21 protein-coding genes are annotated in these 25,394 nt (G+C 74.7%); 9 read left to right on the top strand and 12 right to left on the bottom strand.

Annotated elements, in window-relative coordinates; all coding sequences use genetic code 11:
- Nucleotides 1–98 precede the first annotated feature (98 nt).
- Nucleotides 99–560, top strand: coding sequence for a DUF937 domain-containing protein (locus IE326_RS16945; protein WP_190041925.1), 462 nt, complete (start codon nucleotides 99–101; stop codon nucleotides 558–560).
- 81 nt (nucleotides 561–641) lie between these two features.
- On the opposite strand, the gene IE326_RS16940 is transcribed toward IE326_RS16945, so the two are convergent.
- The 3 genes from IE326_RS16940 to IE326_RS16930 are packed head-to-tail and all read right to left on the bottom strand — an operon-like array spanning nucleotide 642 to nucleotide 3,744.
- Complete coding sequence (locus tag IE326_RS16940; RefSeq protein ID WP_150232704.1) at nucleotides 642–1,415, bottom strand: sugar phosphate isomerase/epimerase family protein; 774 nt, start codon at nucleotides 1,413–1,415, stop codon at nucleotides 642–644.
- 26 nt (nucleotides 1,416–1,441) lie between these two features.
- Nucleotides 1,442–2,596 (bottom strand): dihydrodipicolinate synthase family protein, encoded by a 1,155-nt coding sequence (locus IE326_RS16935; protein ID WP_190041924.1) that lies wholly within the window; start codon nucleotides 2,594–2,596, stop codon nucleotides 1,442–1,444.
- Complete coding sequence (locus IE326_RS16930) at nucleotides 2,593–3,744, bottom strand: Gfo/Idh/MocA family protein (protein WP_150228285.1); 1,152 nt, start codon at nucleotides 3,742–3,744, stop codon at nucleotides 2,593–2,595. Before IE326_RS16930 ends, IE326_RS16935 begins: the two co-directional genes overlap by 4 nt.
- Nucleotides 3,745–3,932: 188 nt before the next feature.
- Between IE326_RS16930 and IE326_RS16925 the strand changes: the two genes are divergently transcribed.
- Nucleotides 3,933–4,979: a LacI family DNA-binding transcriptional regulator gene (locus tag IE326_RS16925; protein ID WP_190041923.1), complete on the top strand. Its 1,047-nt coding sequence runs from the start codon at nucleotides 3,933–3,935 to the stop codon at nucleotides 4,977–4,979.
- 41 nt (nucleotides 4,980–5,020) lie between these two features.
- A complete protein-coding gene (locus IE326_RS16920; RefSeq protein ID WP_150228287.1) occupies nucleotides 5,021–5,587 on the top strand; it encodes a Uma2 family endonuclease in 567 nt (188 codons plus the stop codon).
- A 1-nt stretch (nucleotide 5,588) separates the two neighbouring features.
- Here IE326_RS16920 and IE326_RS16915 read toward each other — a convergent pair whose 3' ends face one another.
- Together IE326_RS16915 and IE326_RS16910 are read right to left on the bottom strand one after the other, a co-directional pair.
- Nucleotides 5,589–6,152, bottom strand: a complete 564-nt coding sequence (locus tag IE326_RS16915) for an AAA family ATPase (RefSeq protein ID WP_190041922.1) — start codon at nucleotides 6,150–6,152, stop codon at nucleotides 5,589–5,591.
- The gene (locus tag IE326_RS16910; protein ID WP_190041921.1) at nucleotides 6,149–7,087 is read right to left on the bottom strand and encodes an EamA family transporter; all 939 of its coding nucleotides are present in this window, start codon (nucleotides 7,085–7,087) and stop codon (nucleotides 6,149–6,151) included. The genes IE326_RS16915 and IE326_RS16910 overlap by 4 nt, the downstream gene beginning before the upstream one ends.
- Nucleotides 7,088–7,186: 99 nt before the next feature.
- On the opposite strand from IE326_RS16910, the gene IE326_RS16905 reads away from it, so the two are divergent.
- Complete coding sequence (locus tag IE326_RS16905; protein WP_150228290.1) at nucleotides 7,187–8,098, top strand: LysR family transcriptional regulator; 912 nt, start codon at nucleotides 7,187–7,189, stop codon at nucleotides 8,096–8,098.
- A 317-nt stretch (nucleotides 8,099–8,415) separates the two neighbouring features.
- Nucleotides 8,416–10,254: a glycoside hydrolase family 3 protein gene (locus IE326_RS16900; RefSeq protein WP_150228291.1), complete on the top strand. Its 1,839-nt coding sequence runs from the start codon at nucleotides 8,416–8,418 to the stop codon at nucleotides 10,252–10,254.
- Between the two features lie 98 nt (nucleotides 10,255–10,352).
- On the opposite strand, the gene IE326_RS16895 is transcribed toward IE326_RS16900, so the two are convergent.
- The 6 genes from IE326_RS16895 to speB all read right to left on the bottom strand — a co-directional run bounded on the left by IE326_RS16895 (nucleotide 10,353) and on the right by speB (nucleotide 19,778).
- Nucleotides 10,353–11,801, bottom strand: coding sequence for a serine protease (locus IE326_RS16895; RefSeq protein ID WP_190041920.1), 1,449 nt, complete (start codon nucleotides 11,799–11,801; stop codon nucleotides 10,353–10,355).
- Nucleotides 11,802–11,888: 87 nt separating this feature from the next.
- Nucleotides 11,889–12,383, bottom strand: a complete 495-nt coding sequence (locus IE326_RS16890; RefSeq protein ID WP_229915369.1) for a hypothetical protein — start codon at nucleotides 12,381–12,383, stop codon at nucleotides 11,889–11,891.
- A 152-nt stretch (nucleotides 12,384–12,535) separates the two neighbouring features.
- Entirely contained in the window at nucleotides 12,536–12,904 is a 369-nt protein-coding gene (locus tag IE326_RS16885; protein WP_150228293.1) for a hypothetical protein, read from the bottom strand.
- A 99-nt stretch (nucleotides 12,905–13,003) separates the two neighbouring features.
- Nucleotides 13,004–16,741, bottom strand: a complete 3,738-nt coding sequence (locus IE326_RS16880) for an ABC transporter ATP-binding protein (RefSeq protein ID WP_373310236.1) — start codon at nucleotides 16,739–16,741, stop codon at nucleotides 13,004–13,006.
- A gap of 308 nt (nucleotides 16,742–17,049) precedes the next feature.
- The gene (locus tag IE326_RS16875; RefSeq protein WP_150228294.1) at nucleotides 17,050–18,732 is read right to left on the bottom strand and encodes a thiamine pyrophosphate-binding protein; all 1,683 of its coding nucleotides are present in this window, start codon (nucleotides 18,730–18,732) and stop codon (nucleotides 17,050–17,052) included.
- Between the two features lie 80 nt (nucleotides 18,733–18,812).
- Nucleotides 18,813–19,778 (bottom strand): agmatinase, encoded by a 966-nt coding sequence (gene speB, locus IE326_RS16870; protein ID WP_150228295.1) that lies wholly within the window; start codon nucleotides 19,776–19,778, stop codon nucleotides 18,813–18,815.
- A 114-nt stretch (nucleotides 19,779–19,892) separates the two neighbouring features.
- On the opposite strand from speB, the gene IE326_RS16865 reads away from it, so the two are divergent.
- Nucleotides 19,893–21,335: a PucR family transcriptional regulator gene (locus IE326_RS16865; protein WP_190041918.1), complete on the top strand. Its 1,443-nt coding sequence runs from the start codon at nucleotides 19,893–19,895 to the stop codon at nucleotides 21,333–21,335.
- Here IE326_RS16865 and IE326_RS16860 read toward each other — a convergent pair.
- A complete protein-coding gene (locus IE326_RS16860) occupies nucleotides 21,329–21,934 on the bottom strand; it encodes a hypothetical protein (protein WP_190041917.1) in 606 nt (201 codons plus the stop codon). The genes IE326_RS16865 and IE326_RS16860 overlap by 7 nt on opposite strands.
- A 167-nt stretch (nucleotides 21,935–22,101) precedes the next feature.
- On the opposite strand from IE326_RS16860, the gene IE326_RS16855 reads away from it, so the two are divergent.
- The 3 genes from IE326_RS16855 (at nucleotide 22,102) to IE326_RS16845 (ending at nucleotide 25,394) form a co-directional block, all read left to right on the top strand.
- A complete protein-coding gene (locus IE326_RS16855) occupies nucleotides 22,102–23,286 on the top strand; it encodes a helix-turn-helix domain-containing protein (protein WP_190042273.1) in 1,185 nt (394 codons plus the stop codon).
- Nucleotides 23,287–23,363: 77 nt separating this feature from the next.
- The gene (locus IE326_RS16850; protein WP_150228298.1) at nucleotides 23,364–24,521 is read left to right on the top strand and encodes an acyl-CoA dehydrogenase family protein; all 1,158 of its coding nucleotides are present in this window, start codon (nucleotides 23,364–23,366) and stop codon (nucleotides 24,519–24,521) included.
- Nucleotides 24,522–25,394 (top strand): acyl-CoA thioesterase, encoded by an 873-nt coding sequence (locus IE326_RS16845; protein WP_150228299.1) that lies wholly within the window; start codon nucleotides 24,522–24,524, stop codon nucleotides 25,392–25,394. It abuts the gene before it with no gap.

The following is a 25,394-nucleotide window of genomic DNA, read 5'->3' as shown; positions in this document are numbered from 1 at the left end:
GACCGACGGTAGCGAAGGGCACCGACAGCGGGGGCGGGACCGTGGGCGACTCCCGTGCCAGGATGCCGAACGGAAGGACGAACCGTAGCGTTTCGGGCATGAGTGAAAGTAGTGACTCCTTCCAGGACGAGGTCCTGGCCGAACTCGGCGAGGACCGCCTGGCGGAGATCGCCACGCTCGCCGGCACCGACACCGCCGGGGCGCGGGCCCTCGTGAACGGCTCGGTCTCGGAGCTCTCGGGCGAGCTGCGGCAGGCGGCGGCCGAGCCGGCCGGCACGGACGAGGTCAAGGCCGCCGTCGACGAGGTCGCCTCCGGGGAGCCGCCCCTCCAGGGCGTCGCCTCGTTCGGCGGCCTCGCGGCCGGCGGCCTGATGGCGGGCGTCCTGGCCAAACTGGCCAGGCCCGCCGCCCACGCGGTCGCCAAGCGCACCGGCCTTCCCCCGGCCACCGTGAACCGCGCGGTCGACCTCCTGGTCCCGGTGGTCCTGGCGGTCCTGACGAAACGCGCCGCCACGAAGAAGGGCGGCGGCCTCGGCGACCTGCTGGACGGCGGGAAGTAGCCCGGCCCCGCCGCACACGGGGCCGGGCCGGGAGGGCCCCCGCCGCACACGCGGGGGCGTGGTCCGAAGCGAGGGAACGGATCAGACCTTGAGGAAGGCCGCCAGGGTCTCCTCCAGGACCTCGACGCCGTCGCGCGCCCACAGGGCGTCGTTGAACAGCTCGACCTCCACCGGACCCGTGTGGCCGACCCGTTCGAGGAGCTCCGCCCACCAGGTGAGGTCGATCGCGCCGGTGCCGAGCTGGCCCCGGCCGTCGAGGACGCCCTCCGGGAGGGGGGTGGTCCAGTCGGCGAGCTGGAAGGAGTGGATCCGGCCGCCGGCGGCGGCGCGCTCCACCGCCGCGGGGGCGTTCTCGTCCCACCACAGGTGGTAGGTGTCGACGGTGACGCCCACCTGTTCGGCCGGGAAGCGCTCGGCGATGTCCAGGGCCTGGTCCAGGGTGGAGATCGCGCAGCGGTCGGAGGCGTACATCGGGTGGAGGGGCTCGATGGCGAGGCGGACCCCGCGCTCGCCCGCGTAGGGGGCGAGGGCGCCGACGGCGTCCGCGATGCGCGCGCGGGCCCCGGGCAGGTCGCGGCTGCCGGCGGGCAGGCCGCCGGAGACCAGGACGAGGGTGTCGGTGCCGAGCGCCGCCGCCTCGTCGATCGCCGCGCGGTTGTCGGCCTCCCAGCCGTCGGTGGTGAAGAAGCCGCCCCGGCAGAGGGTGGTGACGGCCAGGCCCGCGTCCCGCACCAGGCGGGCCGTCGCCTCGATCCCGTACTCCTTCACCGGGTCGCGCCACAGGCCGATCCCGGGGACGCCGAGGCGGACGCACTCCTCCACCAGCTTCGGCAGGGGCAGTTGCTTCACCGTCATCTGGTTGATGCTGAAGCGGTCGCGGTTCACTGGGGCACTCCGTGGACGGTGAGGAGGGCGCGCATCCGGGCCTCGGCGCGGGCCGGGTCGGGGAACAGGCCGAGGCCGTCGGCGAGTTCGTAGGCGCGGGCCAGGTGCGGCAGGGAGCGGGCGGAGTGCAGGCCGCCGACCATCGTGAAGTGCTCCTGGTGGCCCGCGAGCCAGGCGAGGAGGACGACGCCCGTCTTGTAGTAGCGGGTCGGGGGCTCGAAGAGGTGGCGGGAGAGCGCGACCGTGGGGTCGAGCAGCTTGCGGAAGCCCGCCGTGTCGCCGGTGTCGAGGGTCCTGACGGCCTCGGCGGCCAGCGGGCCGAGGGGGTCGAAGATGCCGAGGAGGGCGTGGCTGAAGCCCTGTTCGTCGCCCGCGATGAGCTCCGGGTAGTGGAAGTCGTCGCCGGTGTAGCAGCGGACGCCCTCGGGGAGCCGGCGGCGGAGCGCGACCTCGCGGCCCGCGTCGAGGAGGGAGATCTTGACGCCGTCGACCTTGTCGGGGTGGGCGGCGATGACCTCCAGGAAGGTCTCGGTGGCCGCGTCGAGGTCGGCGGAGCCCCAGTACCCCTCCAGGGCCGGGTCGAACATCGGACCGAGCCAGTGGAGGACCACCGGTTCGGCGGCCTGGCGCAGCAGGTGGCCGTAGAGGTCGAGGTAGTCCTCGGGTCCGGTGGCCGTGGCGGCCAGCGCGCGGGAGGCCATGAGGATGGCCTGGGCGCCGGACTCCTCGACGACGGCGAGCTGTTCCTCGTAGGCGGCCCGGATCTCCGCGAGCGCGGCGGGGCCGGTGAGCTGGTCGGTGCCGACGCCGCAGGCGATCGCGCCGCCGGCGGCCTTCGCCTCGGCGGCGGAGCGGCGGATCAGTTCGGCGGCGCCCGCCCAGTCGAGGCCCATGCCGCGCTGGGCGGTGTCCATGGCCTCCGCGACGCCGAGGCCGTGGGACCACAGGTGGCGGCGGAAGGCGAGGGTGGCGTCCCAGTCGACGGCGGCGGGGCCGTCGGGCGTGGTGTCGGCGTACGGGTCGGCGACGACGTGCGCGGCGGAGAAGACCGTACGGGAGGCGAGCGGGCCGGGCGCGGCGGGCACGAGCGGTTCGGCGCGGGGCTCGTACGCGCGCACGGCGCCGCCCGGGAGGGGGAGGCGGAGGGTCACAGCGACACCTCCGGGACGTCGAGGCGGCGGCCCTCGGCGGCGGACCTCAGGCCGAGTTCGGCGAGCTGGACGCCGCGGGCGCCGGCGAGGAGGTCCCAGTGGTAGGGCTCGTCGAGGACGACGTGGCGGAGGAAGAGCTCCCACTGGGCCTTGAAGCCGTTGTCGAACTCGGCGTTGTCGGGGACCTCCTGCCACTGGTCGCGGAAGGAGTGGGTGGCGGGGAGGTCGGGGTTCCAGACCGGCTTGGGGGTGGCGCTGCGGTGCTGGACGCGGCAGCCCCGCAGCCCGGCGACGGCGGAGCCCTCGGTGCCGTCGACCTGGAACTCGACGAGCTCGTCGCGGTTGACGCGGACGGCCCAGGAGGAGTTGATCTGGGCGATGGCGCCGCCCTCCAGGTGGAAGGTGCCGTAGGCGGCGTCGTCGGCGGTCGCCTCGTAGGGCTTGCCCTGCTCGTCCCAGCGGCGCGGGACGTGGGTGGCGATCTCGGCGGAGACGGCGGTGACCCGGCCGAAGAGCTCGTGGAGCACGTACTCCCAGTGCGGGAACATGTCGACGACGATGCCGCCGCCGTCCTGGGAGCGGTAGTTCCAGCTGGGGCGCTGGGCCTCCTGCCAGTCGCCCTCGAAGACCCAGTAGCCGAACTCTCCGCGCACGGACAGGATCTCGCCGAAGAAGCCGCCGTCGATCAGCCGCTTGAGCTTGAGCAGGCCGGGGAGGAAGAGCTTGTCCTGGACGACGCCGTGCTTGACGCCCTTCTCGGCGGCGAGGCGGGCGAGCGCGAGGGCGCCGGCGAAGTCGGCGGCGGTGGGCTTCTCGGTGTAGAGGTGCTTGCCGGCCTCGATGGCCTTGGTGAGGGCGTCGGCGCGGGCCGAGGTGACCTGGGCGTCGAAGTAGACGTCGATCGTGTCGTCGGCGAGGACGGCGTCGAGGTCGGTGGACCACTCGGTGAGGCCGTGCTTCTCGGCGAGGGCGCGCAGGGCGTGCTCGCGGCGGCCGACGAGGACCGGTTCGGGCCAGAGGACCTCGCCGTCGCCGAGGTCGAGGCCGCCCTGCTCGCGCAGCGCGAGGATCGAGCGGACGAGGTGCTGGCGGTAGCCCATGCGCCCGGTGACGCCGTTCATGGCGATGCGGACGGTCCTGCGTGTCATGGAGGGTTCCTCTCCCCGGCGGGCGCGCGCCCTCGTTCTCGTTCTCGTGGGAGAACGGGGGCGAGAACGGGCTCGTGTGAAAACAGGACAGGAAGCGCTTTCTCGTCGAGGATAGAAAGCGCTTTCTGCTCGCGATGACGCTAGCCTGCCGACAACACGTCGGACAAGGCCCCGGAGGTACGCACGCGATGACCGTCACCCTGGCGGACGTGGCCGCCCGCGCCCGGGTCTCCCCCGCGACCGTCTCCCGCGTCCTCAACGGCAACTACCCGGTCGCCGCCTCCACCCGCGAGCGGGTCCTCAAGGCGGTCGACGAGCTGGACTACGTCCTCAACGGGCCCGCCAGCTCGCTCGCCGCCGCCACCTCCGACCTGGTCGGCGTGCTGGTCAACGACATCGCCGACCCCTTCTTCGGGATCATGGCGAGCGCCGCGCAGAGCGCCATCGGCGAGGGCGCGTCGGGCCGGGCCGGCGGCGAGAAGCTGGCCGTCGTCTGCAACACCAACGGCTCCCCCGAGCGCGAACTCACCTACCTCACGCTGCTCCAGCGGCAGCGCGCCGCCGCCGTGATCCTCATGGGCGGCTCGCTGGAGGACCCGGAGCACCTGGCCGCGACGGCCGCGAAACTGGCCCGGATGGCGGAGGCCGGGACCCGGGTCGTGCTGTGCGGGCGCCCGCCCGTGCCCGGGGACGCGCACACCGCCGCGCTCGTCTTCGACAACCGCGCCGGGGGCCGCCGGCTCACCGAGCACCTGCTCGGCCTCGGCCACACCCGGATCGGTTACGTCGCGGGCCCCGCCGACCGCACCACCACCCGGCACCGCCTGGAGGGCCACCGGGAGGCCCTCGCGGCGGCGGGCGTCGCCGAGGGCCCCACCGTGCACGGCCCCTACGACCGCGCCGCCGGTCACGCGGCCGTCGCCGAACTCCTCGCCCGCGACCCGGGGCTCACGGCGATCGTCGCCGCCAACGACACGGTGGCCCTCGGCGTCTGCGCGGCCCTGCGGGAGCGGGGCCTGTCGATCCCCGGGGACGTCTCCGTGGCCGGCTTCGACGACCTCCCCTTCTCGGTCGACGCGGTCCCGGCGCTGACGACCGTCCGCCTCCCCCTCCACGACTCCGGTGTCCGCGCCGGGCGGCTGGCGATGGGCACCGAGGACGCCCCGGCGCACGGCACGGAGACGGTCCCGGGCGAACTGGTGGTACGGGATTCGACGGCGCCGCCGCGGGGGTAGGGGGCGGCTATCGTTGTGAGCGACGACACACGGAGGATCTCGTGACGACCACACTGATGGACACGTCCAGCGCCTGGGACGTCCTGGAGGACGCCAACCTGCCCGAAGGTTTTCGCGTAGAGATCACGGACGGAAAGATCATCATGACGCCGCAGGGCGAGCAGCAGTGGAAGGTGATCCTTCGGGCCGCCCCCCAGATCGAGCAGCAGCTCGCCGGACACGGCGACATCCTCTCGGAGGTCATGATCGACTTCCCGTCCAGCCTCTGGGGCTATGCCCCCGACCTGGCGATCATCGCCCCCGGTTCCGAGCGGAACAAGCGCGGCCGCTTCGAGTGGCACAGCCTTGAGGCCGTCCTGGAGATCATCTCGCTCAGCACCCGGGACAACGACTTCGAGAAGAAGCTCCGGATGTACGCGGAGTGCGCGATCCCGCTCTACGTGATCATCGACCCCTCCGGCAACTCCTGCGTCGTCCACAGCAACCCCACCCGCACCGGCGTCTACACCGATCAGGAGGAGATCCCCTTCGGGGAAGACCTGGTCCTCCCCCTCGACGGCCGCGAGATCGTCGTGAAGACCGACGGGTTCCCGCGCTCCGAAGGCTGATTCACCCGGCGGTCAGGCCCGTGGCCGCGAGGACCGCGTCGACGGTCTCGTCCACCGTCAGGTCGGCGTTGTCGATCCAGAGGGCCCGGTCGGCGAGCTCCTCCCGCATGGCCTCGTCGAGGAAGGCCCAGTTGGTGGTGAGGCGCTTGTGGCGGGCGTTGTTCCGCTCCCACGCCTTGTCCGGGCCGGGGGCCAGGATCACCGTGTGCAGCGGGACCGCCGCCGGCATGTGGGCCCGGTAGAAGTCCAGGTGGGAGCGGCGGACCACGACGTCGTCCAGGACCGGGAGGAAGCCGGCGGCGGCGAAGCTGCCCGCGAGGAGGCAGGCGTTGCGGGCGCGCAGCAGGATCTGCCGGTCCGCCTCGGGGTCGCCGTCCGGGCTCGGCCAGTGGCCGCCGCTGACGATCAGCTCCTGGAGGTGGTCGACCTCGACGTGCGCGGCGCGGGCGAAGCGGGCGGCCAGGGCGGCCGAGACGGTCGACTTGCCGCTGCCGGGGATGCCGGCCAGGAGCAGCGCTCCGGGCGCGGGGGCGGGGACGTCGACGGTCACGTTCTCGAAGGTCATGCGGGCCTTTCCTCGCTGATGGGACCCCCGGACGATACGGGGACGGGGACCTCCCGCACCAGGGGTTTCCGGGCCGCGGCGCGGCGCGGGGCCAGCGAGGTCAGGGCCACCCCGCCGACGAGGAGCGCGGCGGCGGCCCAGCGCAGGGGGCTGATCCCCTCGCCCAGGAAGAGGGCCGCCGAGGACATCCCGAAGACGGGGACGAGGAGGGAGAAGGGGGCGACGGAGGAGGCCGGGTGGCGGCGCAGCAGCCAGCCCCAGGCGCCGAAGCCGAAGACGGTGGTGATCCAGGCGACGTAGACGATGACGCCGACGCCGGTCCAGTCGAGGGAGCGCAGCGCGGCCAGGTCCCGCTCGGGGCCCTCCAGGAGGAGGGAGAGGCCGAGCAGCGGCAGGACGGGGACGGTGCTGACCCAGACCATCCAGTTGAGCGGGTCCGGCGGGGCGGCCTTGCGGGTGAGGACGTTGGAGACGCCCCAGCAGACGGCGGCCGCGACGACCAGGACGAAGCCGGTGACCGGCCCGGAGGCGCCCTCGTCGACGGCGGCGACGGCGATGCCGGCGAGGGCCACGCCCATGCCGAGGACGGCGCGCCGCCCGGGGCGCTCGCCGAGGACCGCGAAGGCGAACAGGGCGGTGAAGACGGCCTGCACCTGGAGGACCAGGGAGGAGAGCCCGGCGGGGGCGCCGAGGTCCATGCCGGTGAAGAGCAGCCCGAACTTGGCGACGCCCAGGGCGAGTCCGACGGCGACGATCCACTTCCAGGCGACCTTGGGGCGGCCGACGAGGAAGACCGCGGGGAGGGCGGCGACGAGGAAGCGGAGGGCGGAGAAGAGCAGCGGGGGGAAGTGGTCGAGGCCGATCTCGATGACGACGAAGTTGACCCCCCAGACCGCGGCGACGAGGGCGGCGAGGGCGATGTGTGCGGGGCGCATGCGAGGAGCATGGCCGCCGGTGACCGTGTAGCACCAGCACAGGTCTCTTCATGGTTGGATGAAGCGTTGCTGCATCCAGGACGTCCGCCGGAGGTTCCCGTGCTCGATCTCGGCCGTCTGCGCGCCCTGCACGCCGTCTCCGTCCACGGCAGCGTGGGCGCCGCCGCGACGGCGCTCGGCTACACCCCGTCGGCGGTCTCCCAGCAGATCGCGAAGCTGGAGCGGGAGACCCGCACGACCCTGCTCGAACGGAGCGGGCGGGGCGTCCGGCTCACCGACGACGCCCAGCAGCTCGCCTCCACGGCGCGGCAGTTGCTGGCGATCGTGGAGGAGGCGGAGGTACGGCTCGAAGAGCGGCGGGGCCTGCCCGCCGGGCGGCTCTCCCTCGGCTGCTTCCCGAGCGCGGCGCGCGGCCTGATGCCGCGGGCGCTCGCCGAGCTGGCCCGCCGCCATCCCGGGCTCGACGCCCGGCTGACCGAGGTCGACCCGCACCTGTCGGTGGACCTGGTGGCGCGCGGGGTGCTCGACCTGGCCGTGGCGCACGACTGGGACATCGCCCCGCTGCCGACGCCGCCGGGGGTGGAGCAGGCGGTGATCGGCGACGACGGCTGCGACGTCCTCGTCCACCGGGACCATCCGCTGGCGGCGCGGCGGGCGGTGCGGCGGGAGGAGCTGGCGGACGAGCGGTGGATCTCGCAGCCGCCGGGGACGGTGTGCCACGACTGGCTGATGCGGACGCTGCGGGCGACCGGGTCCGAGCCGCTGGTCGTCCACCAGGCGGAGGAGAACCACACGCAGGTCGCGCTGGTCGCGGCCGGCCTGGGCATCGCCCTCGTCCCCCGCCTCGGCCGCGGGGAACTGCCCCCGGAGGTGGCCCCCCTGCGCCTCGACCCGGCCCCGACCCGCCGCCTCCACGCCCTGTGGCGCGCGGGCGCGGCCCGCCGCCCCGCGATCCGCGAGACGGTCCGCACCCTCCAGGAGCTGTGGCCGTCGATCGCGACGACCTCCTGAGCCCCCGGCCGGAGCCGCGCTCCGCCGCCGCTCCCCCGGCGGGCCGAGCCCCGGGCCGGCGCGGAGTCCGGTGCCGTGCGCCCCGGCGGGCGGCACCTCCCGGAGCCGCCTCCCCGCCGCCGCTCCCCCGGCGGGCGGAGTCCCGGGCGGGGCGGGCCCCGGCCCCTCGGGCGCGGGGCCCGGCGGGCTTCGGCCCTCGGAGCCGTACCGCTGACTTCTCGGCGATTCGTGCGGGAATCCTTGACCGGGCAGTTACTTTCAGACTATCCGTTCACCTTGGAAGTTTCCTTCATCCCGCACGGCCGGAAGGAGCACCAGTGCCCCACCCCGCCCACGCCCCCACCCGCCGCACCCTGCTCGCCGTCGGCGCCGCGGCGGCCGCCGCGGCCGTCACCGGGGCGGCCGGTCCCGCCGCCCAGGCCGCCCCCGCCGCGCTCGACGCCCGGACCGAGGAGCGGCTGCGCCGGATCGTCGGCCGGATGTCGCTGGAGGAGAAGGTCGGCCAGGTCTTCGTCTCGCGGGTGTACGGCCATTCGGCCACCGACCCCGACCGGGGCGACGCCGACGCCAACCTCCGGGAGCTCGGCGTCCGGACCGCCGCCGAGCTCATCGGGCGCTACCACCTCGGCGGGATCATCTACTTCGCCTGGGCCCACAACACCCGCGACCCGCACCAGATCGCCGAGCTGTCCAACGGCATCCAGGCCGCCGCGCTCGCCTCCGGCACCCCGGTCCCCGTGCTGATCTCCACCGACCAGGAGCACGGCATCGTCTGCCGGATCGGCGAGCCCGCGACCCTCCTGCCGGGCGCGATGGCGCTCGGCGCGAACGGCTCCCCCGCCGACGCCCGCAAGGCGGCCCGGATCGCGGGCGCCGAGCTGGCCGCCATGGGCGTCCGGCAGGACTACGCCCCGGTCGCCGACGTCAACGTCAACCCCGGCAACCCGGTCATCGGCGTCCGCTCCTTCGGCTCCGAACCGCGCGCCGTCTCCGCCCTCGTCACCGCGCAGGTCCGCGGCTACCAGGGCGCCGGGGTCGCGGCCACCGCCAAGCACTTCCCCGGCCACGGCGACACCGCCGTGGACAGCCACTACGGCCTGCCGGTCATCACCCACACCCGGGAGCAGTGGAGCGCGCTGGACGCCCCGCCGTTCCGGGCCGCGATCGCCGCCGGCATCGACGCGATCATGACCGCGCACCTCGTGGTCCCCGCGCTCGACCCGTCCGGGGACCCGGCGACGCTCTCGCACCCCATCCTCACCGGGGTGCTGCGCGGGGAGCTCGGCTACGACGGGGTGGTGGTGACCGACGCCCTCGACATGCAGGGGGTGCGCACCAAGTACGGCGACGAGCGGGTGCCGGTGCTCGCCCTCAAGGCGGGCGTGGACCAGCTGCTCAACCCGCCGAAGCTGGACGTGGCGTGGAACGCGGTCCTGAAGGCGGTCCGGGACGGGGAACTGACGGAGCAACGGCTCGACGAATCGGTTCTGCGGATCCTGCGCTTGAAGGCCCGCCGCGGCCTGTTCGCGGAACCGTGCACGACCCGCGAGGCGGTCGACGGGGTCGTCGGCACCGCCCGGCACCTCGCCGAGGCCGACCGGATCGCCGAGCGGACCACCACCCTGCTGGTCAACGAGGACGGCTTCCTGCCCCTCTCCCCGGCCTCGCACGGCAGGGTCCTGGTCGTCGGCGCCGACCCGGCCTCCCCGTCCGGGACGACCGGCCCGCCGACCACCACCCTCGGGGCCGCCCTGCGCGAGCTGGGCTTCGCGCCGACCGTGCTCTCCACCGGCATCACCCCGACCGCCGCCCGGATCGAGGAGGCGGTGGCCGCGGCGGCCGGACAGGACGTGATCGTCGTGGGCACGTACAACGTCTCCGCGGCCAGCCCGCAGCGGACGCTGGTGGCGCGCCTCGCGGCGACCGGGGTGCCGGTGGTGACGGTCGCGATCCGCAACCCGTACGACGTCGCCCGGACCACCGGGCAGCGGGCCGCGCTCGCCGCCTACTCCTGGACCGACGTCGAACTCCGGGCCGCCGTGCGGGTGCTGGCCGGGCGGGCGAAGCCGCGCGGACGCCTCCCGGTCCCGGTGCGGAGCGCCGAGGACCCGGCGGTGACGCTGTTCCCGGTCGGCTTCGGCCTCTCGTACGCCTGACGCCTCCCGTACGCCTGACGCCCCTCTCGCACCCCTCCCCCTCGGATGTCCGAGGGGGAGGGGTGCGGCTCCGTGCGCGGGGCCGCACCCCCGGGGTCCTACGGGCGCAGACCGTGCTCGCGCGTCACGTCCTCGTCGACCGTCCGGTCGAGGCGGGCGTCGAAGGCGGCCAGCGGCTGGGCGGCCGCGACGGCGGGGGCGTCCACGCCGGCCCAGGCGAGGATGCGGGCGGTGGCCTTCTCCCGCTCGGCGTCGACGAGTCCGGCGACGTTGGCGCCGTGGTTGCCGCCGGGCGCGTAGTAGACGTAGCTGTCCCGGGCGCCCTTGTCGACGCGGAACGGCTCGGCGCCCCACGGGTCGTTCTGGCCGTAGACGAAGAGCATCCGGTTCGCGTTCTTGCGGACCCAGTCGTCGACGTCCCGCATCACCCACGGCTTGAACTTCATCGGGATCTCGCGGGGCACGAAGCTGGACGCGGGCTGGTAGCCGTAGCGGCTCAGGCCCGCGAGGTGCGGCTGCCTGATCGAGGGCGAGCCGAGCTCGGTGGCCGCCTGGTAGTAGTACGGCGTGTAGTACTCCAGGCCCTGGTCGGTGTAGGCGCTCCAGCCGGCGTAGGCGTCGATCGTCTCGTAGACGGCGTCGTCGCTCGCGCCCTTCGCCTCCGGGATCGTGTCGCAGACGTCCTCGCCGTAGTACTGCCAGAAGCCCCAGACGAAGTCGAGGACGGTCGCCTCCCACGCCTTGTCGAGCGAGCCGACCGTGTTGAAGGTGGCGCCCTCGGCCGCGGCCCACGTCTTGAACTTCTCCTGGAGCGGGGCGCGGCGGAGCAGGGCCTCGCGCTGGAGGGAGTTCAGGCGGTCGCGGCACTCCTTGGTGCCGACGTTCTCGAAGAACCGGTCGTAGGCCGAGTCCTCCTTGTTGACGACGTCGTTGGGGGCCACGTAGGCGACGACGCCGTCCATGTCGCGCGGGTAGAAGCGCTCGTAGTAGGTGGCGGTCATGCCGCCCTTGGAGCCGCCGGTGGACAGCCAGTTCTCGCCGTAGACCTTCTTCAGGGCGGTGAAGATCCGGTGCTGGTCGCTGGCCGCCTGCCAGATGTCCAGCTTGGACCAGTCGGCGGGCGCCGGGCGGGACGGCGTGAAGAAGCGGTACTCCATGGAGACCTGGTTGCCGTCGACGATCCGGGTCGGCTCCGCGCGGCCCGGGGTGGTGCTCAGGCCGTAGCCGCTGGTGCGGAAGACGGTGGGGCGGTCGGTGCCCTTGTGGAGGACCGAGATCCGCTGCTGGAACGTGCCGGCCCAGGGCCGCTTGTGGTCGATCGGCTGCTCGTAGTTCAGGACGAAGAAGCGGTAGCCGGCGTACGGCTTCTCCTCGATCAGGCTCATCCCGGGGATCGCCAGCAGGCGGTCCTTGATGTCCGAGCTCTGCGCGTCCGCGACGGTGCTGCGGGACTCCGTCTCCGCGGCGGTGGCGGTGGCCACGCCGGTGGAGCCCACGGTGCCTATGAGCACCGAAAGCGACAGCATCAGTCTCAGCGACTTACGCATTCACCCTCCCCATGATTCACAACGGTGCCGTGAACCTAGCGGGGCGGGCGTCCGGGCCGCCAGACCCGGCGGGGCCTTACCTCTGCATCAGCACAGGATCCAGCCGGTGCTGACGGAGCGTCCGGAGACGGTCGCGGAGGCGCGGACGCAGCGGTTGAGGGCGTGCACGGTCACCGGACCGGCCTGCCGGCCCCACCGCCCGCCCACGACGGCGGCCCGGCCGCCGCGCGGCTGGAGCGTGACCCTCATGGGGCGCGGCGCGCCGGGCCGCTTGGCGAGGACCAGCGCGCAGGCGTAGTGGCGGGTCCGGTAGAGCCGCAGCTCGCCGGTGGCGAAGGAGACCGTCCGGGTGGGCCGCCCCTGGCAGACGGAGACCGCCCCGGCGCCGCCCGCGCCCGGCCCGGCCAGCACGAGCAGCCCGGCGGCGAGCGCGAGCACGAGGGCGTACGCGACGGGGTGGGCCCGCGCGCGGGCGAGGCGCCGGCGGAGGCGGGCGCGGACGGCGGACGCGCGGACGGCGGACGCGCGCGGGTGCGCGGGGACGGGGCCGGGGCACGGTCGGGCCGTCGTGTCTCCGGGCATGTCCGTTCCTCCCCCGCTGGTGCCGTGGCCGTACACGCTTACGACGTACCCGACGCCCGTACGGTTGCCGCTGTGGGACGGGTCACGCCGCGGACCGCCCCGCGGCCCCCTCCCCAGCCCGCTCCTCGGCCCGTTCCCCCCCTCACCCGGCCTCACCCGGCGAAGTAGGCCATGACGAGGCCGAGGAAGAGCGTCTCGGCGCCGATCAGCGTCCACAGGGCGGCCCAGCGGGCGCGGGTGGGCGGGGCGCCGTCCGGGACGGTGAGGGCGCGGACCAGGGCGCCGCCCGCGACGGCCAGGGTCGCCGCGTACAGCCAGCCGGGGACCTCCCCGCACGTCCCCCGCACCACGCACCGGGTGCCGCTCTCGGAGGCGAGGGCCAGCACCACCCCGAGCAGCGTCGCCGGGAGGAACAGCAGCCCGGCCCAGAGCGCGCAGCGGCGCAGGGTGCGGGCCGGGACGAAGGGGGAGCCTGGGGCGGGGGCCGGGGCGGGGGCGGAGGTGGGGGCCTGGTCGTTCACCCTCCGATCCAACCCCGGCCGCCGCGCCCGGTCATGAGCCCCCGTACTCAGATCGCGGCCGGCTTCCCCGTGCTCAGGTCCGGCCGGCTCCCCGCCCCGTCAGATCGCGGCCGGCTCCTCCTCCGGCTCCGCGTCCGCCTCGCCGATGAAGGTGCGCCAGAGGGCCGCGTACCGGCCGCCCCGCGCGAGGAGTTCGTCGTGGCTGCCGTCCTCGGCGACCCGGCCGTGGTCCATGACGACCACCCGGTCCGCGCGGGCCGCCGTGGTGAGGCGGTGGGCGACGATCAGGGTCGTGCGGCGGCCGGAGAGGCGCTCGGTCGCGGCGTTCACCTGGGCCTCGGTGGCCAGGTCCAGCGCGGCCGTGGCCTCGTCGAGGAGGAGGACGTCCGGGTCGACGAGCTCCGCGCGGGCCAGGGCGATCAGCTGGCGCTGGCCCGCCGACAGGTTCCGGCCGCGCTCGGCGACCTCGTGGAGGTAGCCGCCGTCCAGCGTCGCGATCATGTCGTGCGCGCCGGCCGCGCGGGCCGCCGCCTCCACCTCGGCGTCGGTGGCGCCGGGCCGCCCGTAGGCGATGGCGTCGCGGATCGTCCCGGCGAAGAGGTACGCCTCCTGGGGGACGACGCCGAGCCGGTGCCGGTACGAGGTGAGGTCGAGGTCGCGCAGGTCGGCGCCGTCCGCGGTGACCCGGCCCGAGGTCGGGTCGTAGAAGCGGGCGACCAGCTTCACCAGGGTCGACTTGCCCGCGCCGGTCTCGCCGACGAAGGCGACCGTCTGCCCGGCCGGGATCCGCAGGTCGATCCCGGTGAGCGCGGCCTCCTCCGTGCCGTACGCGAAGGACACGTCCTCGAAGGCGAGCTCGCCGCGCAGCGACAGGACCTCGCGGGGCTCGGCGGCGGCGGCCGTCGACGTCGGCTCCTGGAGCAGTTCCTGCATGCGGCCGAGCGAGACGGCGGCCTGCTGGTAGCCGTCGAAGACCTGGGAGAGCTGCTGGACGGGGGCGAAGAACAGGTCGATGTAGAGGAGGTAGGCGACCAGGGCGCCGGTGGTGAGGGTGCCCGCCTCGATCCGGTTGGCGCCGACGACCATGACGGCCGCGGCGGCGCCCGAGGACAGCAGGGTGACGAACGGGAAGTACACCGAGATCAGCCACTGGCCGCGCACGCGCGCTTCCCGGTAGGCGTCGCCGCGCTCGGCGAACCGGGCGGCACCCGCCCGCTCCCGGCCGAAGGCCTGCACGATCCGCAGGCCGGCGACGGACTCCTGGAGGTCGGCGTTGACGACGCCGATCCGCTCGCGGGCCAGCTCGTACGCCTTCACGCTGGAGCGGCGGAACCAGTACGTGGCCAGGGCCAGGACCGGCAGGGTCGCGAAGACCACCAGGGCCAGCTGGAGGTCGAGGACCAGCAGCGCCACCATGATCCCGAAGAAGGTGACGACCGAGACGAAGGCGGTGACCAGGCCCGTCTGGAGGAAGGACGACATGGCGTCGACGTCCGTCGTCATCCGGGTCATGATCCGGCCGGTCAGCTCGCGCTCGTAGTAGTCCAGGCCGAGCCGCTGGAGCTGGGCGAAGATCTTCAGGCGGAGCGCGTACAGCACCCGCTCGCCGGTCCGGCCGGTCATCCGGGTCTCGGCGGTCTGCGCCGCCCACTGCACGAGGACCGTGACGAGGGCGAGCGCGGAGGCCGCCCAGACGGCGCCGAGCGCCAGCCGGTTCACGCCCTCGTCGATGCCGTGCCGGATGAGGACCGGCAGCAGCAGGCCCGCGCCCGCGTCGAGGGCGACCAGGCCGAGGCTGATGAGGAGGGGCACGCCGAAGCCGCGCAGCAGCCGGCGCAGCCCGTAGCTCGCCTCCGGCTCCACCGCCCGCGCCTCGTCCACGTCCGGGGTGTCGACGGCGGGCGGCAGGGCGTCGACGGCGGCGAGCAGCTCCGGGGTGGCGCCGACGGCCTTCGCCGCGCGGTCCCGGCTCTCGTCCCGCACCCACAGGGCGGGGGTGATGCCCCGCTCGGCGTCGAACTCGGCGTCCAGCTCGGCGCGCAGCGCGTCGTCCTCCGCCGGGGCCGCGGGCCCGGCCTTCAGGAGGTGTCCTGGCGAGACGCCGCCCAGCTCGTCGGGGTCGGTGAGGAGCCTGCGGTAGAGCGCGGAGCGCTCCTGGAGCTCCTCGTGGGTGCCGAGGTCGGCGAGCCGGCCGCCGTCGAGGACGGCGATCCGGTCGGCGAGGCCGAGGGTGGAGCGGCGGTGCGCGATGAGCAGCGTCGTCCGGCCCGCCATGACGGCCTTCAGTGCCTCGTGGATCTCGTGCTCGACCTTGGCGTCGACGGCGGAGGTGGCGTCGTCGAGGACGAGGAGCCGGGGGTCGGTGAGGATCGCGCGGGCCAGCGCGACGCGCTGGCGCTGGCCGCCGGAGAGGGTGAGGCCGTGCTCGCCGACCTTGGTGGCGTAGCCGTCCGGCAGCTCGGCGATGAAGCGGTCCGCGCGGGCGGCGCGGGCGGCGGCCTCGACCTGCTCGTCGGTGGCGTCGGGGACGCCGTACGCGATGTTGGCGCGGACGGTGTCGGAGAAGAGGAAGGAGTCCTCGGGGACGAGGCCGATCGCGGACCGCAGCGACTCCAGGGTCAGCTCGCGGACGTCGTGACCGCCGACGAGGACGGCGCCTCGGGCCACGTCGTAGAAGCGGGGCAGGAGGAGGGAGACGGTCGACTTGCCGGAGCCGGAGGAGCCGACGAGGGCGACGGTCTCGCCGGCCCGCAGCTCCAGCGAGAAGCCGTCGAGGACGGGCCGGTCGCCGGAGTAGCCGAAGGTGACGTCGTCGAACTCGACGGTCGCGGGGGCGTCGGCGGGCAGTTCCTTCGTGCCGTCCTGGATCACCGGCTCGGTGTCGATCAGCTCGACGACCCGCTCCACGCCGGCGCGTGCCTGCTGGCCGACGGTGAGGACCATGGCGAGCATCCGGACCGGGCCGACCAGGGAGGCCAGGTAGGAGGAGAAGGCGACGAAGGTGCCGAGGGTGATCTGGCCCTTGTAGGCGAGCCAGCCGCCGAGCGCGAGGACGGCGACCTGGCCGAGGGCGGGGACGGCCTGGAGGGCGGGGGTGTAGCGCGAGTTCAGCCGGATCGTCCGCAGCCGCGCGGCGAACAGCTTCCGCCCCGCCTCCCGGATCTTCCCGGTCTCCTGCTCCTCCTGCCCGAAGCCCTTCACGACCCGGACGCCGGTGACGGCCCCGTCGACGACCCCGGCGACGCCGGCGGCCTCCTGCTGGGCGGCCCAGGTGGCCGGGTGGAGACGGGTGCGGCTGCGCTTGGCGATCCACCACAGGGCGGGCGCGACGGCGAGGGCGACGAGGGTCAGCGGGACGGAGAGCCAGGCCATGACGGCCAGCGAGATCAGGAACAGCAGCACGTTCCCGACCGTCATCGGCAGCATGAAGAGCAGGCCCTGGATGAGCTGGAGGTCGCTGGTGGCCCGCCCCACGACCTGCCCGGTGGACAGCTCGTCCTGGCGCCGCCCGTCGAGCCGCAGGATCGTCCCGTACATGTCGTCCCGGAGGTCCCGCTGCACGTCGAGCGCGAGCCGGCCGCCGTAGTAGCGCCGGACGTAGGTCAGGACGTACACGAGGACGGCGGCGGCGATCAGCAGCCCCGTCCACACGGCCAGGGAGCGGGTCCCGGTGCCGATGACGTCGTCGATGATCACCTTGGTGATCAGCGGGACGAGCGCGAGCAGCGCCATGCCGGCCAGCGACGACCCCAGCGCGAGCACGACGTCCGTCTTGTACCGCCAGGCGTACGCCCACAGGCGCCGCGCCCACCCCTGTTCCCGCTGCTGCCCCACCACGGCCACGTGGCGCCTCCCGTCCGTCCTGGTCTACCGGAAGGCGACAACGTGCCCGACGTGCGATTTCATCCCGCGGCAACAAAGACCGGGCTTTGGTCCTAGGACCCGGGTGTCCGTGCGCCGGTTGTGCTCCGGATGCGTCCCCGGCGCGGGTTCCCGGAGCCCGGGGGCGGGGCAGGGACCCGGTCGCCGCAGAACAAGCTGCGGCAGCACCTCCGGCACGCGGGCGACCACGTCGTGGCGGCCGTGGCGCGCGGTGGGGCGCACGCGAAGGCGGCCGTGGAGGCGGGCCCCGGCAGCGCGTCCGCTCAGAGGTGCGTCGGTTCGAACATCTTCAGGAGGGCGGGGAGGACGACGACCGAGGGGCCGGGGGTGGCGAGGGCCTTGGACAGGTCGGCCGTCAGGGTCTCGGGGGTCGTCAGGGCGGCGGGGACGCCGAAGGACTCGGCGAGGGCGACGAAGTCGGGGCGGGCGAGGTCCGTGCCGGTGGCCTCGCCGTAGGCGTCGGTCATGTAGGCGCGCAGGATGCCGTAGCCGCCGTCGTCGACGATCAGCCAGGTGACGTCGAGGCCGTACTGCTTCGCCGTCGCCAGTTCCGCGAGCGAGTACATGGCGCCGCCGTCGCCGGAGACCGCGAGGACCGGGGTCGTCGGGTCGGCGACGGCGGCGCCGAGGGCGGCGGGGAAGGCGTAGCCGAGGCCGCCGGCGCCCTGGGCGGAGTGCATCGTGTTGGGGTGCCGGGCGTCGAAGGCGGACCACGCCCAGTAGGCGAGGATCGTCATGTCCCAGAAGCTGGGGGCGCGCGGCGGGAGCGCCGCGCGGACCGCCGCCACGACCTGCCGCTCCAGGTCCAGGTCCTGCGCGGCGAGCCGGTCCGCGACCTTGTCGAGGACGGTGCGGACCCGGTCCGGGGCGGTGGCGTCGGTGCGGTCCCGTGCCGTCTCCAGGAGCGCCTGGAGGGCGAGCCGGGCGTCGGCGTGGATGCCGAGCGCCGGGTGGTTGGCCTCCAGCTTTCCCGCGTCCGCCTCGATCTGGATCACCCGGCCGCGCGGGGCGAAGGTGTGGTAGTTCGAGGACAGCTCGCCGAGGCCGGAGCCGACGACGAGGAGGACGTCGGCGTCCTCCAGGAAGTCGGTGGTGTGCCGGTCCTCCAGCCAGGACTGGAGGGACAGCGGGTGCTTCCAGGGGAAGGCGCCCTTGCCGCCGAAGGTGGTGACGACGGGCGCGTCGAGCTTCTCGGCGAGCGCGCGGAGCTTGCCGGAGGCGTCGGAGCGGATCACCCCGCCGCCGGCGATGATCGCGGGCCGCTCGGCCGTGGAGAGGAGGTGCGCGGCGAGCGCGGTCAGCTCGGGGCGCGGGGCGAGGTCCTCGGGCGTGGCGTCCATGGCGGTGACGACGGGGAGGACCGTCTCCGCCGTGAGCACGTCCTGCGGGATCTCGACCCAGACGGGGCCGTGCGGGGCGGTGAGCGCGGACTCCCAGGCGGCGGCGATCGCGGACGGGATCTGGGAGGCGGTGCGGGCGGTGTGGACGGACTTCACGACGTCCCGGAAGCTGGCCTGCTGGTCGCGCAGCTCGTGGAGGTGGCCGTGCCGGCCGCCGCCGAGCCCGGCGGCGGGGATCTGGCTGCCGAGGGCGAGGACGGGCGCGGACGCGGCGGCGGCCTCCTGGAGCGCGGGGAGCGCCATGAGGGCGCCGGGGCCGGTGGAGAGCAGCAGCGGGGCGGCCTCGCCGGTGATCCGGCCGTAGGCGTCGGCGGCGAAGCCGGCGTTGTTCTCGGCGCGGAGGCCGACGTAGCGCAGGGAGGAGCGGCGCAGGGCGTCGAACACGCCGAGGGAGTGCTGCCCGGGGAGACCGAAGACCGTCGTCGCGCCGAGGCCGGCGAGGGTCTCGACGACCAGGTCGCCGCCGGTGCGGCCGGGGGGCGGGTTGAGGGCGGCTTCCGTCTGCGCGGGCGTGGGGCGCAGGACCAGGTCGTGGTCGTGGGTCATGGGGCCGGTTCCTCCGGGTGGTCGGTCTCGGGTGCGACGGGTGCCCGGCCCGCCGGAGCGGGGCCGGGCACCCCCGGGAATTATCGGCTCGCCGCGATCTGCCGGCTCATGATCGTGGTCAGCTCGTACGCCGTGTGGGAGGCGGCGACGGCGGTGATCTCGGCGTGGTCGTAGGCGGGGGCGACCTCGACGACGTCGGCGGAGACCAGGTTGCAGGAGGAGAGGCCGCGGAGGATCTCCAGGAGCTCGCGGGAGGTCATGCCGCCGGCCTCGGGGGTGCCGGTGCCGGGGGCGTGGGCCGGGTCGAGGCAGTCGATGTCGATGGAGATGTACAGCGGGCGGTCGCCGATGCGCTGGCGGAGCTGGTCGGCGACCTCGTCGGCGCCGCGGCGGTAGACGTCGGCGGAGGTGACGATGCCGAAGCCCATCTTCTCGTCGTCGGTGAGGTCCTGCTTGCCGTAGAGCGGGCCGCGGGTGCCGACGTGGGAGAGGGCGGAGGTGTCGAGGATGCCCTCCTCGACGGCGCGGCGGAACGGCGTGCCGTGGGTGTACTCGGCGCCGAAGTAGGTGTCCCAGGTGTCCAGGTGGGCGTCGAAGTGGAGCAGGGCGACGGGGCCGTGCTTCTTGGCGACGGAGCGGAGCAGCGGGAGGGCCACGGTGTGGTCGCCGCCGAGGGTCATCATGCGGGCGCCGGTGGCGAGGAGGTCGTCGGCGGCGGCCTCGATGGTCTCGACGGCCTCGTTGATGTTGAAGGGGTTGGCGGCGATGTCGCCGGCGTCCGCGACCTGCGCGAGGGCGAAGGGGGAGGCGTCCTGCGCCGGGTTGTAGGGGCGCAGGAGGCGGGAGGCCTCGCGGATGGCGTTGCCGCCGAAGCGGGCGCCGGGGCGGTAGGAGACGCCGCTGTCGAAGGGGATGCCGACCACGGCGACGTCGGCCGTGCCGACCTCGTCGAGCCGCGGCAGCCGGGCGAACGTCGCGGGGCCGGCGTACCGCGGGACGCGGGACGAGTCGATCGGGCCGCGCGGGGTGTTCTGGTCGCTGCTCATGGGTCGGTGCCTCCTGGGCCGTCGTCGGGGTGCGGCTCGACCGTAAGTCGCCCGAAAGCCACATTGAAGTGTACGTTTCCTCCACCTTCCGGCCCTGGAATGTACGAAGGGACCATGACCGTGACGCCTTCGGGACCGAGCTCCACCCCCCCGGCGCCGCCGGTGCCGCTCGCCGCGCTGCTCGCCCGCCGGGAGCTGGGGCTGCGGCTGCTCGCCGGGCCCGGGGACGTGGCGCTGCACTGGGTGCACGCCTCGGAGATGGCGGACCCGTACCCGTATCTGCTCGGCGGCGAGCTGCTGCTGACGGCGGGCGTGCAGCTGGCGGACCCGGCGCGGTTCGCGGCGCGGGTGGTGGAGGCGGGCGCGGCGGCGCTGGGCTTCGGGGTGACGCCGGTGTACGACACGGTGCCGCCGGAGCTGGTCGAGGCGTGCGTGCGGCACGGGCTGCCGCTGATCGAGGTGCCGCCGGGGACGCCGTTCACGGCGGTGGCGCGGGCGCTGTGGCGGCTGATGGCGGAGGCCCGGCTGCACGAGCTGCGCCGGGTGGCGGAGGCCCAGCAGTCCCTGGCGGCGGCCGCCGCGCGCCCGGCGCCGGTCCCGGCCGTCCTGAGGGCGCTGGCGTCCCGGCTGGGCGGGTGGGCGGTGCTGTACGGGGCGGACGGCGGGGTGTCGGCGGCGGCCGGCCGGGAGCCGCCGGAGGAGGCGGCGCGGGCCCTGGCGGACCTGGCGGGGGTGGTCGGGCCCCGGCCGGGCGGTCCGGCGTCGGCGAGCGGGGAGGGCGGGGGGCTGAAGCTGGCGGCGTACGCGCTGGGCGGCGACGGCGGGCCGGTCCTCGGGGTGGCCGCGGAGCGCCGCGACCCCGGCGACCACACGGTCGCCGGGGTGGCGGTGGTGCTGCTCTCGCTGCTGACCGCCCCGCACCGGGCCGGCGGGGCCCCGGAGCGGGCCGGGGCGCTGACCCGGCTGCTGCTGGGCGCGTCCGCCGCCGGGGAGGCGGCGGCGCTCTCCCCCGGCCCGTGGACGGTGGTGCACGCCCGGGGCGGGGACGGGACGCCGTTCGCGGCGGCGGCGCTGGCGGCGGCCCTGGGCACGGACCTGGTGGACGACGGCGAGGCGGTGCGGCTCCTGCTGCCGCCGGGCGCGGCGGTGACGGCCCGCCCCGGCTGGACGCTCGGCGCGAGCGCCCCGGCCGGCCCCGACGGACTGGCGGTGGCCGACGCGGAGGCGGGCCGGGCGCTGCGGCGGGCGGAGGCGATCCGCGCGCCGCTGGTGCGCCACCGCGCGGACGGCCTGGCCGGGCTGGTCGACCCGGCCGAGGCCGCCGCCCACGCGCGCGTGCTCCTCGCCCCCCTCAGCGGGCCGCAGGCCGAGACGCTGCGCACCTGGCTGTCCCTGCACGGCGGCTGGGACCGCACCGCCGCCGCGCTGGGCGTGCACCGCAACACGGTCCGCCAGCGGATCGCCCGCTGCGCGGCCCTCCTGGACCGCGACCTGGACGATCCGGACGTGCGGATGGAGCTGTGGTTCGCGCTGCGGTCGGGGCCGGGGGCTCAGTAGAGCTTGTTCACGGCCGTCTTCGTGGTGGTGCGGAAGGCGGTCAGGGGGGCGTCGGCGAGGTCGCCCATCTGGCCCCAGCGGACGAAGGTGACGGTGCGGCCGTCGCGGCCGACGGAGAAGAGGTGGATGTCGGTGTTGCCGATCTGCGGGTCGGCGGTGTCGAGGCTGTAGACCCAGGCGCCTTCCTCGACGGCGAGCTTGCCGTGGTACGCGCTGACGGCGTCCAGGCCCGGGTTCTGCCGCTCCAGGAGGGGGCCGCAGCCGGCGAGGGAGGCGCGGAGGGTGTCGACCAGCTTCACCGCGTCGGCCTCGGTGCGGGTCACGTGGGTGATCTGGACGCCGTTGGTGTCGAGCTCGGTGCTGAACTCGCGGTAGCGGGTGTTCTGCGCCGGGATCTTGTACGGGACGCAGAGGGCGCCGCCGTTCTCCGGGACGCCCGCGAAGACCGGGGTGGCGGTCCACGGCGTCGACGAGGGCGGCATCTGGGAGGCGGCGAGGAAGGCGGGCAGGGCGGCGGCCTGCGCCGGGGCGGCGGCGAGGGCCGCGAGGCCCAGGGCGGCGGCAGCGGCGGCGGCGAGCGCGGTGCGGAGCTTGGTCATGACGGTTCGTTCCCCCGTGGGTCGTTCGGTCGGGTGCTTCCACCAGCGTCGGGGCGCCGCCGGGCCGCCGCAACGGTGACGCGCCGACCACCCGTCCCGGAACCATTCCACCCCCGGTGACGTGGGAGGACGTGAAGGGCTGGGACGCCGGGACCGAGGGGGACGGGATGCCGAAGGACGCCGGGGCCGGGGAGTTCGCGCGGCTCGTGCGGGCGCTGAAGGCGCGGGACGGGCGGAGTTTCGAGGCGCTCGGCCGCCGTCTGAACGTCAGCGCCTCCACCCTGCACCGGTACTGCTCCGGCGCGACCGTCCCGGAGGACTTCGCCGTCGTCGGCCGGCTGGCCGCGCTCTGCGGGGCGGACGCGGAGGAGCGCCGGTCCCTGGAGGAGGCGTGGACCCGCGCGGACCGCGCCCGACGCACGGCGGCCCCGGAGCCCGAACCCGAACCGGAGCCGGAGTCCGAACCGAAGCCCGAGCCGGAGCCGGAGCCGGAGCCCACAGCCACGGCCGCGGCCGGCGAGCCCGCCGCACCCGCTCGGCCCTCTCCTCCCGTCCCCGCCCCGCCGGGCCTCCCGTCCGGGCGGGGGCGCCGCCGGTGGGCGTGGGCGGGCCTGGTCGGCGGGGCGCTCGCGGTCGTGGGGGCGGTGACCCTCGGAGTCGTACTCCTTCCCGGGAGGTCCCCGGGGCCCGGGGTTCCGCCGCCGCCCCCGCCGCCTCCGCTGACGTGGACCGTGGCCTCGCACCTCTGGAAGAACGGGTGCGGGCACACCTATCTCGCGGAGCGGGCGCCCGGGGCGCCGCCGGTGCCGGCCGACGCGCGGCGGTGGGCGGTGGCGCGGGGGGCCGTGCACGGCGGGGAGACGCTGGTGCGGGTGTCGGTGCAGGGGAAGGGCGCGGCGGCGGTGGTGCTCCAGGCGCTGCACGTGCGCGTGGTGGAGCGCGGGGCGCCGCTGCCGTGGGCGGCGTACCGGATGGACGACGGGTGCGGCGGGGCGGTGACGCCGCGGTCCTTCGCGGTGGACCTGGACCGGCCGCGGCCGGTTGCCCGGCCCGTGGACGGGTACGACGCCTCCGGGGAGGAGGGGCGGGAGCTGCCCGCTGTCTCCTTCCCGTACGCGGTGACCGCCGCCGGGCCGGAGGAGCTGCTGGTGTCGGCGCGGACGGCGGGGTGCGACTGCCGCTGGTACCTGGAGCTGGAGTGGAGCGCGGAGGGGCGGCGGGGCACGGTCCGGATCGGGGACGAGGACGGTGCACCCTTCCGGACCAGCGGGGTGGAGGGGCGGCCGGTGTACGGGTACGACTCGGTGGAGCGGGCCTGGATCACAGGCGGGGAGTCTGGACAGGGCGGGTGACCGCTGGGTAACTTCAGGGGGAGACAGACTGAGCAAGCGCTTAGACAACTGGGCCCGCACACCGGAGGAGTCGCACCGTGCGCCGTACCGTATTCAACGAGGACCACGAGGCGTTCCGGGAGACCATCCGCGCCTTCATCGAGGCCGAGGTCGTCCCGGTCTACGACGAGTGGTTCGCGGCCGGCCAGGCGCCGCGCGACTTCTACTACAAGCTCGGCGAGCTGGGCATCTTCGGCATCAACGTGCCGGAGGAGTTCGGCGGCGCCGGTCTCGACACCCACAAGTTCGAGGCCGTCCTGTACGAGGAGACCTCCCGCGCGGGCGTCCAGTTCGGCGGCTCCGGCGTGCACGTGCTGCTCGCCCTGCCGTACATCAAGATGCTCGCCACCGGCGACCAGAAGAAGCGCTACCTGCCGAAGTTCGTCTCCGGCGAGGAGATGTGGGCCCTCGCGATGACCGAGCCGGGCACCGGCTCCGACGTCGCGGGCATGAAGACCACCGCCAAGCTCTCCGAGGACGGCACCCACTACGTCCTCAACGGCGCCAAGACCTTCATCACCGGCGGCGTCCACGCCGACCGCGTGATCGTCTGCGCCCGCACCTCCGCGCCGTCCGAGGACGACCGCCGCTTCGGCATCTCCCTCTTCGCCGTCGACACCAAGTCCGAGGGCTACTCCATCGGCCGCAAGCTCGACAAGCTCGGCCTGAAGACCTCCGACACCGCCGAGCTCGCCTTCGTCGACGTCAAGGTCCCGGTCGAGGACCTGCTCGGCGAGGAGGGCAAGGGCTTCTACTACCTCGGCCACAACCTCGCCTCCGAGCGCTGGGGCATCGCCTTCGGCGCCTACGCGCAGGCCAAGGCCGCGGTCCGCTTCGCCCAGCAGTACGTGCAGGAGCGCACCGTCTTCGGCAAGCCGGTCGCCCACTTCCAGAACACCAAGTTCGAGCTGGCCGCCTGCCAGGCCGAGGTCGACGCCGCCGAGGCCGTCGCCGACCGCGCCCTGGAGGCCCTGGACGCGGGCGAGCTGACCCCGGCCGAGGCCGCCTCCGCCAAGCTCTTCTGCACCGAGGTGGCGCACCGCGTCATCGACCGCTGCCTCCAGCTGCACGGCGGCTACGGCTACATGAACGAGTACCCGATCGCCCGCCTGTACGCCGACAACCGCGTCAACCGCATCTACGGCGGCACCAGCGAGATCATGAAGTCGATCATCGCGAAGAGCATGGGCCTGTAAGTGCCCGAAGCTCCTTCCGCACTGGATGACCTGCTCGACCTGCTCGACCTGGAGCGGATCGAGCAGGACATCTTCCGGGGCCGGTCCCGGTCCGCGATCGTCCCCCGCGTCTTCGGCGGCCAGGTGGCCGCCCAGGCGATGGTGGCGGCGGGCCGGACCGTCCCCGCGGACCGGCTCGCCCACTCGCTGCACGCGTACTTCCTGGTGCCGGGCGACCCGGGCGCGCCGATCGTGTACGAGGTGGACCGGATCCGGGACGGGCGGTCCTTCACCACCCGGCGGGTCGTCGCCGTCCAGCACGGGCGGCCGATCTTCCACCTCTCCGCCTCCTTCCAGGCGTACGAGGAGGGGCTCGACCACCAGGCGGGGATGCCGGACGCGCCCGACCCGGAGTCGCTGCCGACCGCCGAGGAGATGCTGCCCCGGCACCTGCCGGAGGACATCGCCCGGCGGCTCGTCGAGGCCCGCGCGGCCGTCGACCTGCGCTATGCCGGGACCCCGCCGTGGGGCTCCGTCGGGGAGCCGCGCGAACCGCGCTCGCAGGTGTGGTTCCGCACCAACGGCAAGCTCGCGGACGACCCGCTGCTGCACGTCGTGCTCGCCACGTACGTCTCCGACATGACGCTGCTCGACTCGGTGCTGCTCGCCCACGGGCGGGGCGGCTGGGCCGTCGGCGACGTGGTGGGCGCCTCGCTCGACCACGCCATGTGGTTCCACCGGCCCTTCCGCGCCGACGAGTGGCTCCTCTACGACCAGGAGTCGCCGTCCGCCGCCGCCGGGCGCGGTCTCGGCCAGGCCCGGATCTGGACGAGGGACGGGCGGCTCGCGATCTCCGTCATCCAGGAGGGTGTCGTTCGCGTCCCGCGCCGCTGA

Origin of the sequence: Streptomyces filamentosus (assembly GCF_014654895.1) — a bacterium.
Classification (GTDB): domain Bacteria; phylum Actinomycetota; class Actinomycetes; order Streptomycetales; family Streptomycetaceae; genus Streptomyces; species Streptomyces filamentosus.
The sequence above is the reverse complement of the archived record's forward strand: the minus strand, read 5'-3'. Positions and strand labels throughout refer to the sequence as shown.

What these genes read in the sequence shown, in the direction of transcription:
- IE326_RS16895 (WP_190041920.1), bottom strand. Translation starts at nt 11,801, where the DNA reads ATGCGTAAGTCGCTGAGACTGATGCTGTCGCTTTCGGTGCTCATAGGC.
- IE326_RS16910 (WP_190041921.1), bottom strand. Translation starts at nt 7,087, where the DNA reads ATGCGCCCCGCACACATCGCCCTCGCCGCCCTCGTCGCCGCGGTCTGG.
- IE326_RS16890 (WP_229915369.1), bottom strand. Translation starts at nt 12,383, where the DNA reads ATGCCCGGAGACACGACGGCCCGACCGTGCCCCGGCCCCGTCCCCGCG.
- IE326_RS16945 (WP_190041925.1), top strand. Translation starts at nt 99, where the DNA reads ATGAGTGAAAGTAGTGACTCCTTCCAGGACGAGGTCCTGGCCGAACTC.
- speB (WP_150228295.1), bottom strand. Translation starts at nt 19,778, where the DNA reads ATGAGCAGCGACCAGAACACCCCGCGCGGCCCGATCGACTCGTCCCGC.
- IE326_RS16930 (WP_150228285.1), bottom strand. Translation starts at nt 3,744, where the DNA reads ATGACACGCAGGACCGTCCGCATCGCCATGAACGGCGTCACCGGGCGC.
- IE326_RS16865 (WP_190041918.1), top strand. Translation starts at nt 19,893, where the DNA reads ATGACCGTGACGCCTTCGGGACCGAGCTCCACCCCCCCGGCGCCGCCG.
- IE326_RS16855 (WP_190042273.1), top strand. Translation starts at nt 22,102, where the DNA reads ATGCCGAAGGACGCCGGGGCCGGGGAGTTCGCGCGGCTCGTGCGGGCG.
- IE326_RS16940 (WP_150232704.1), bottom strand. Translation starts at nt 1,415, where the DNA reads ATGACGGTGAAGCAACTGCCCCTGCCGAAGCTGGTGGAGGAGTGCGTC.
- IE326_RS16915 (WP_190041922.1), bottom strand. Translation starts at nt 6,152, where the DNA reads ATGACCTTCGAGAACGTGACCGTCGACGTCCCCGCCCCCGCGCCCGGA.
- IE326_RS16860 (WP_190041917.1), bottom strand. Translation starts at nt 21,934, where the DNA reads ATGACCAAGCTCCGCACCGCGCTCGCCGCCGCCGCTGCCGCCGCCCTG.
- IE326_RS16875 (WP_150228294.1), bottom strand. Translation starts at nt 18,732, where the DNA reads ATGACCCACGACCACGACCTGGTCCTGCGCCCCACGCCCGCGCAGACG.
- IE326_RS16925 (WP_190041923.1), top strand. Translation starts at nt 3,933, where the DNA reads ATGACCGTCACCCTGGCGGACGTGGCCGCCCGCGCCCGGGTCTCCCCC.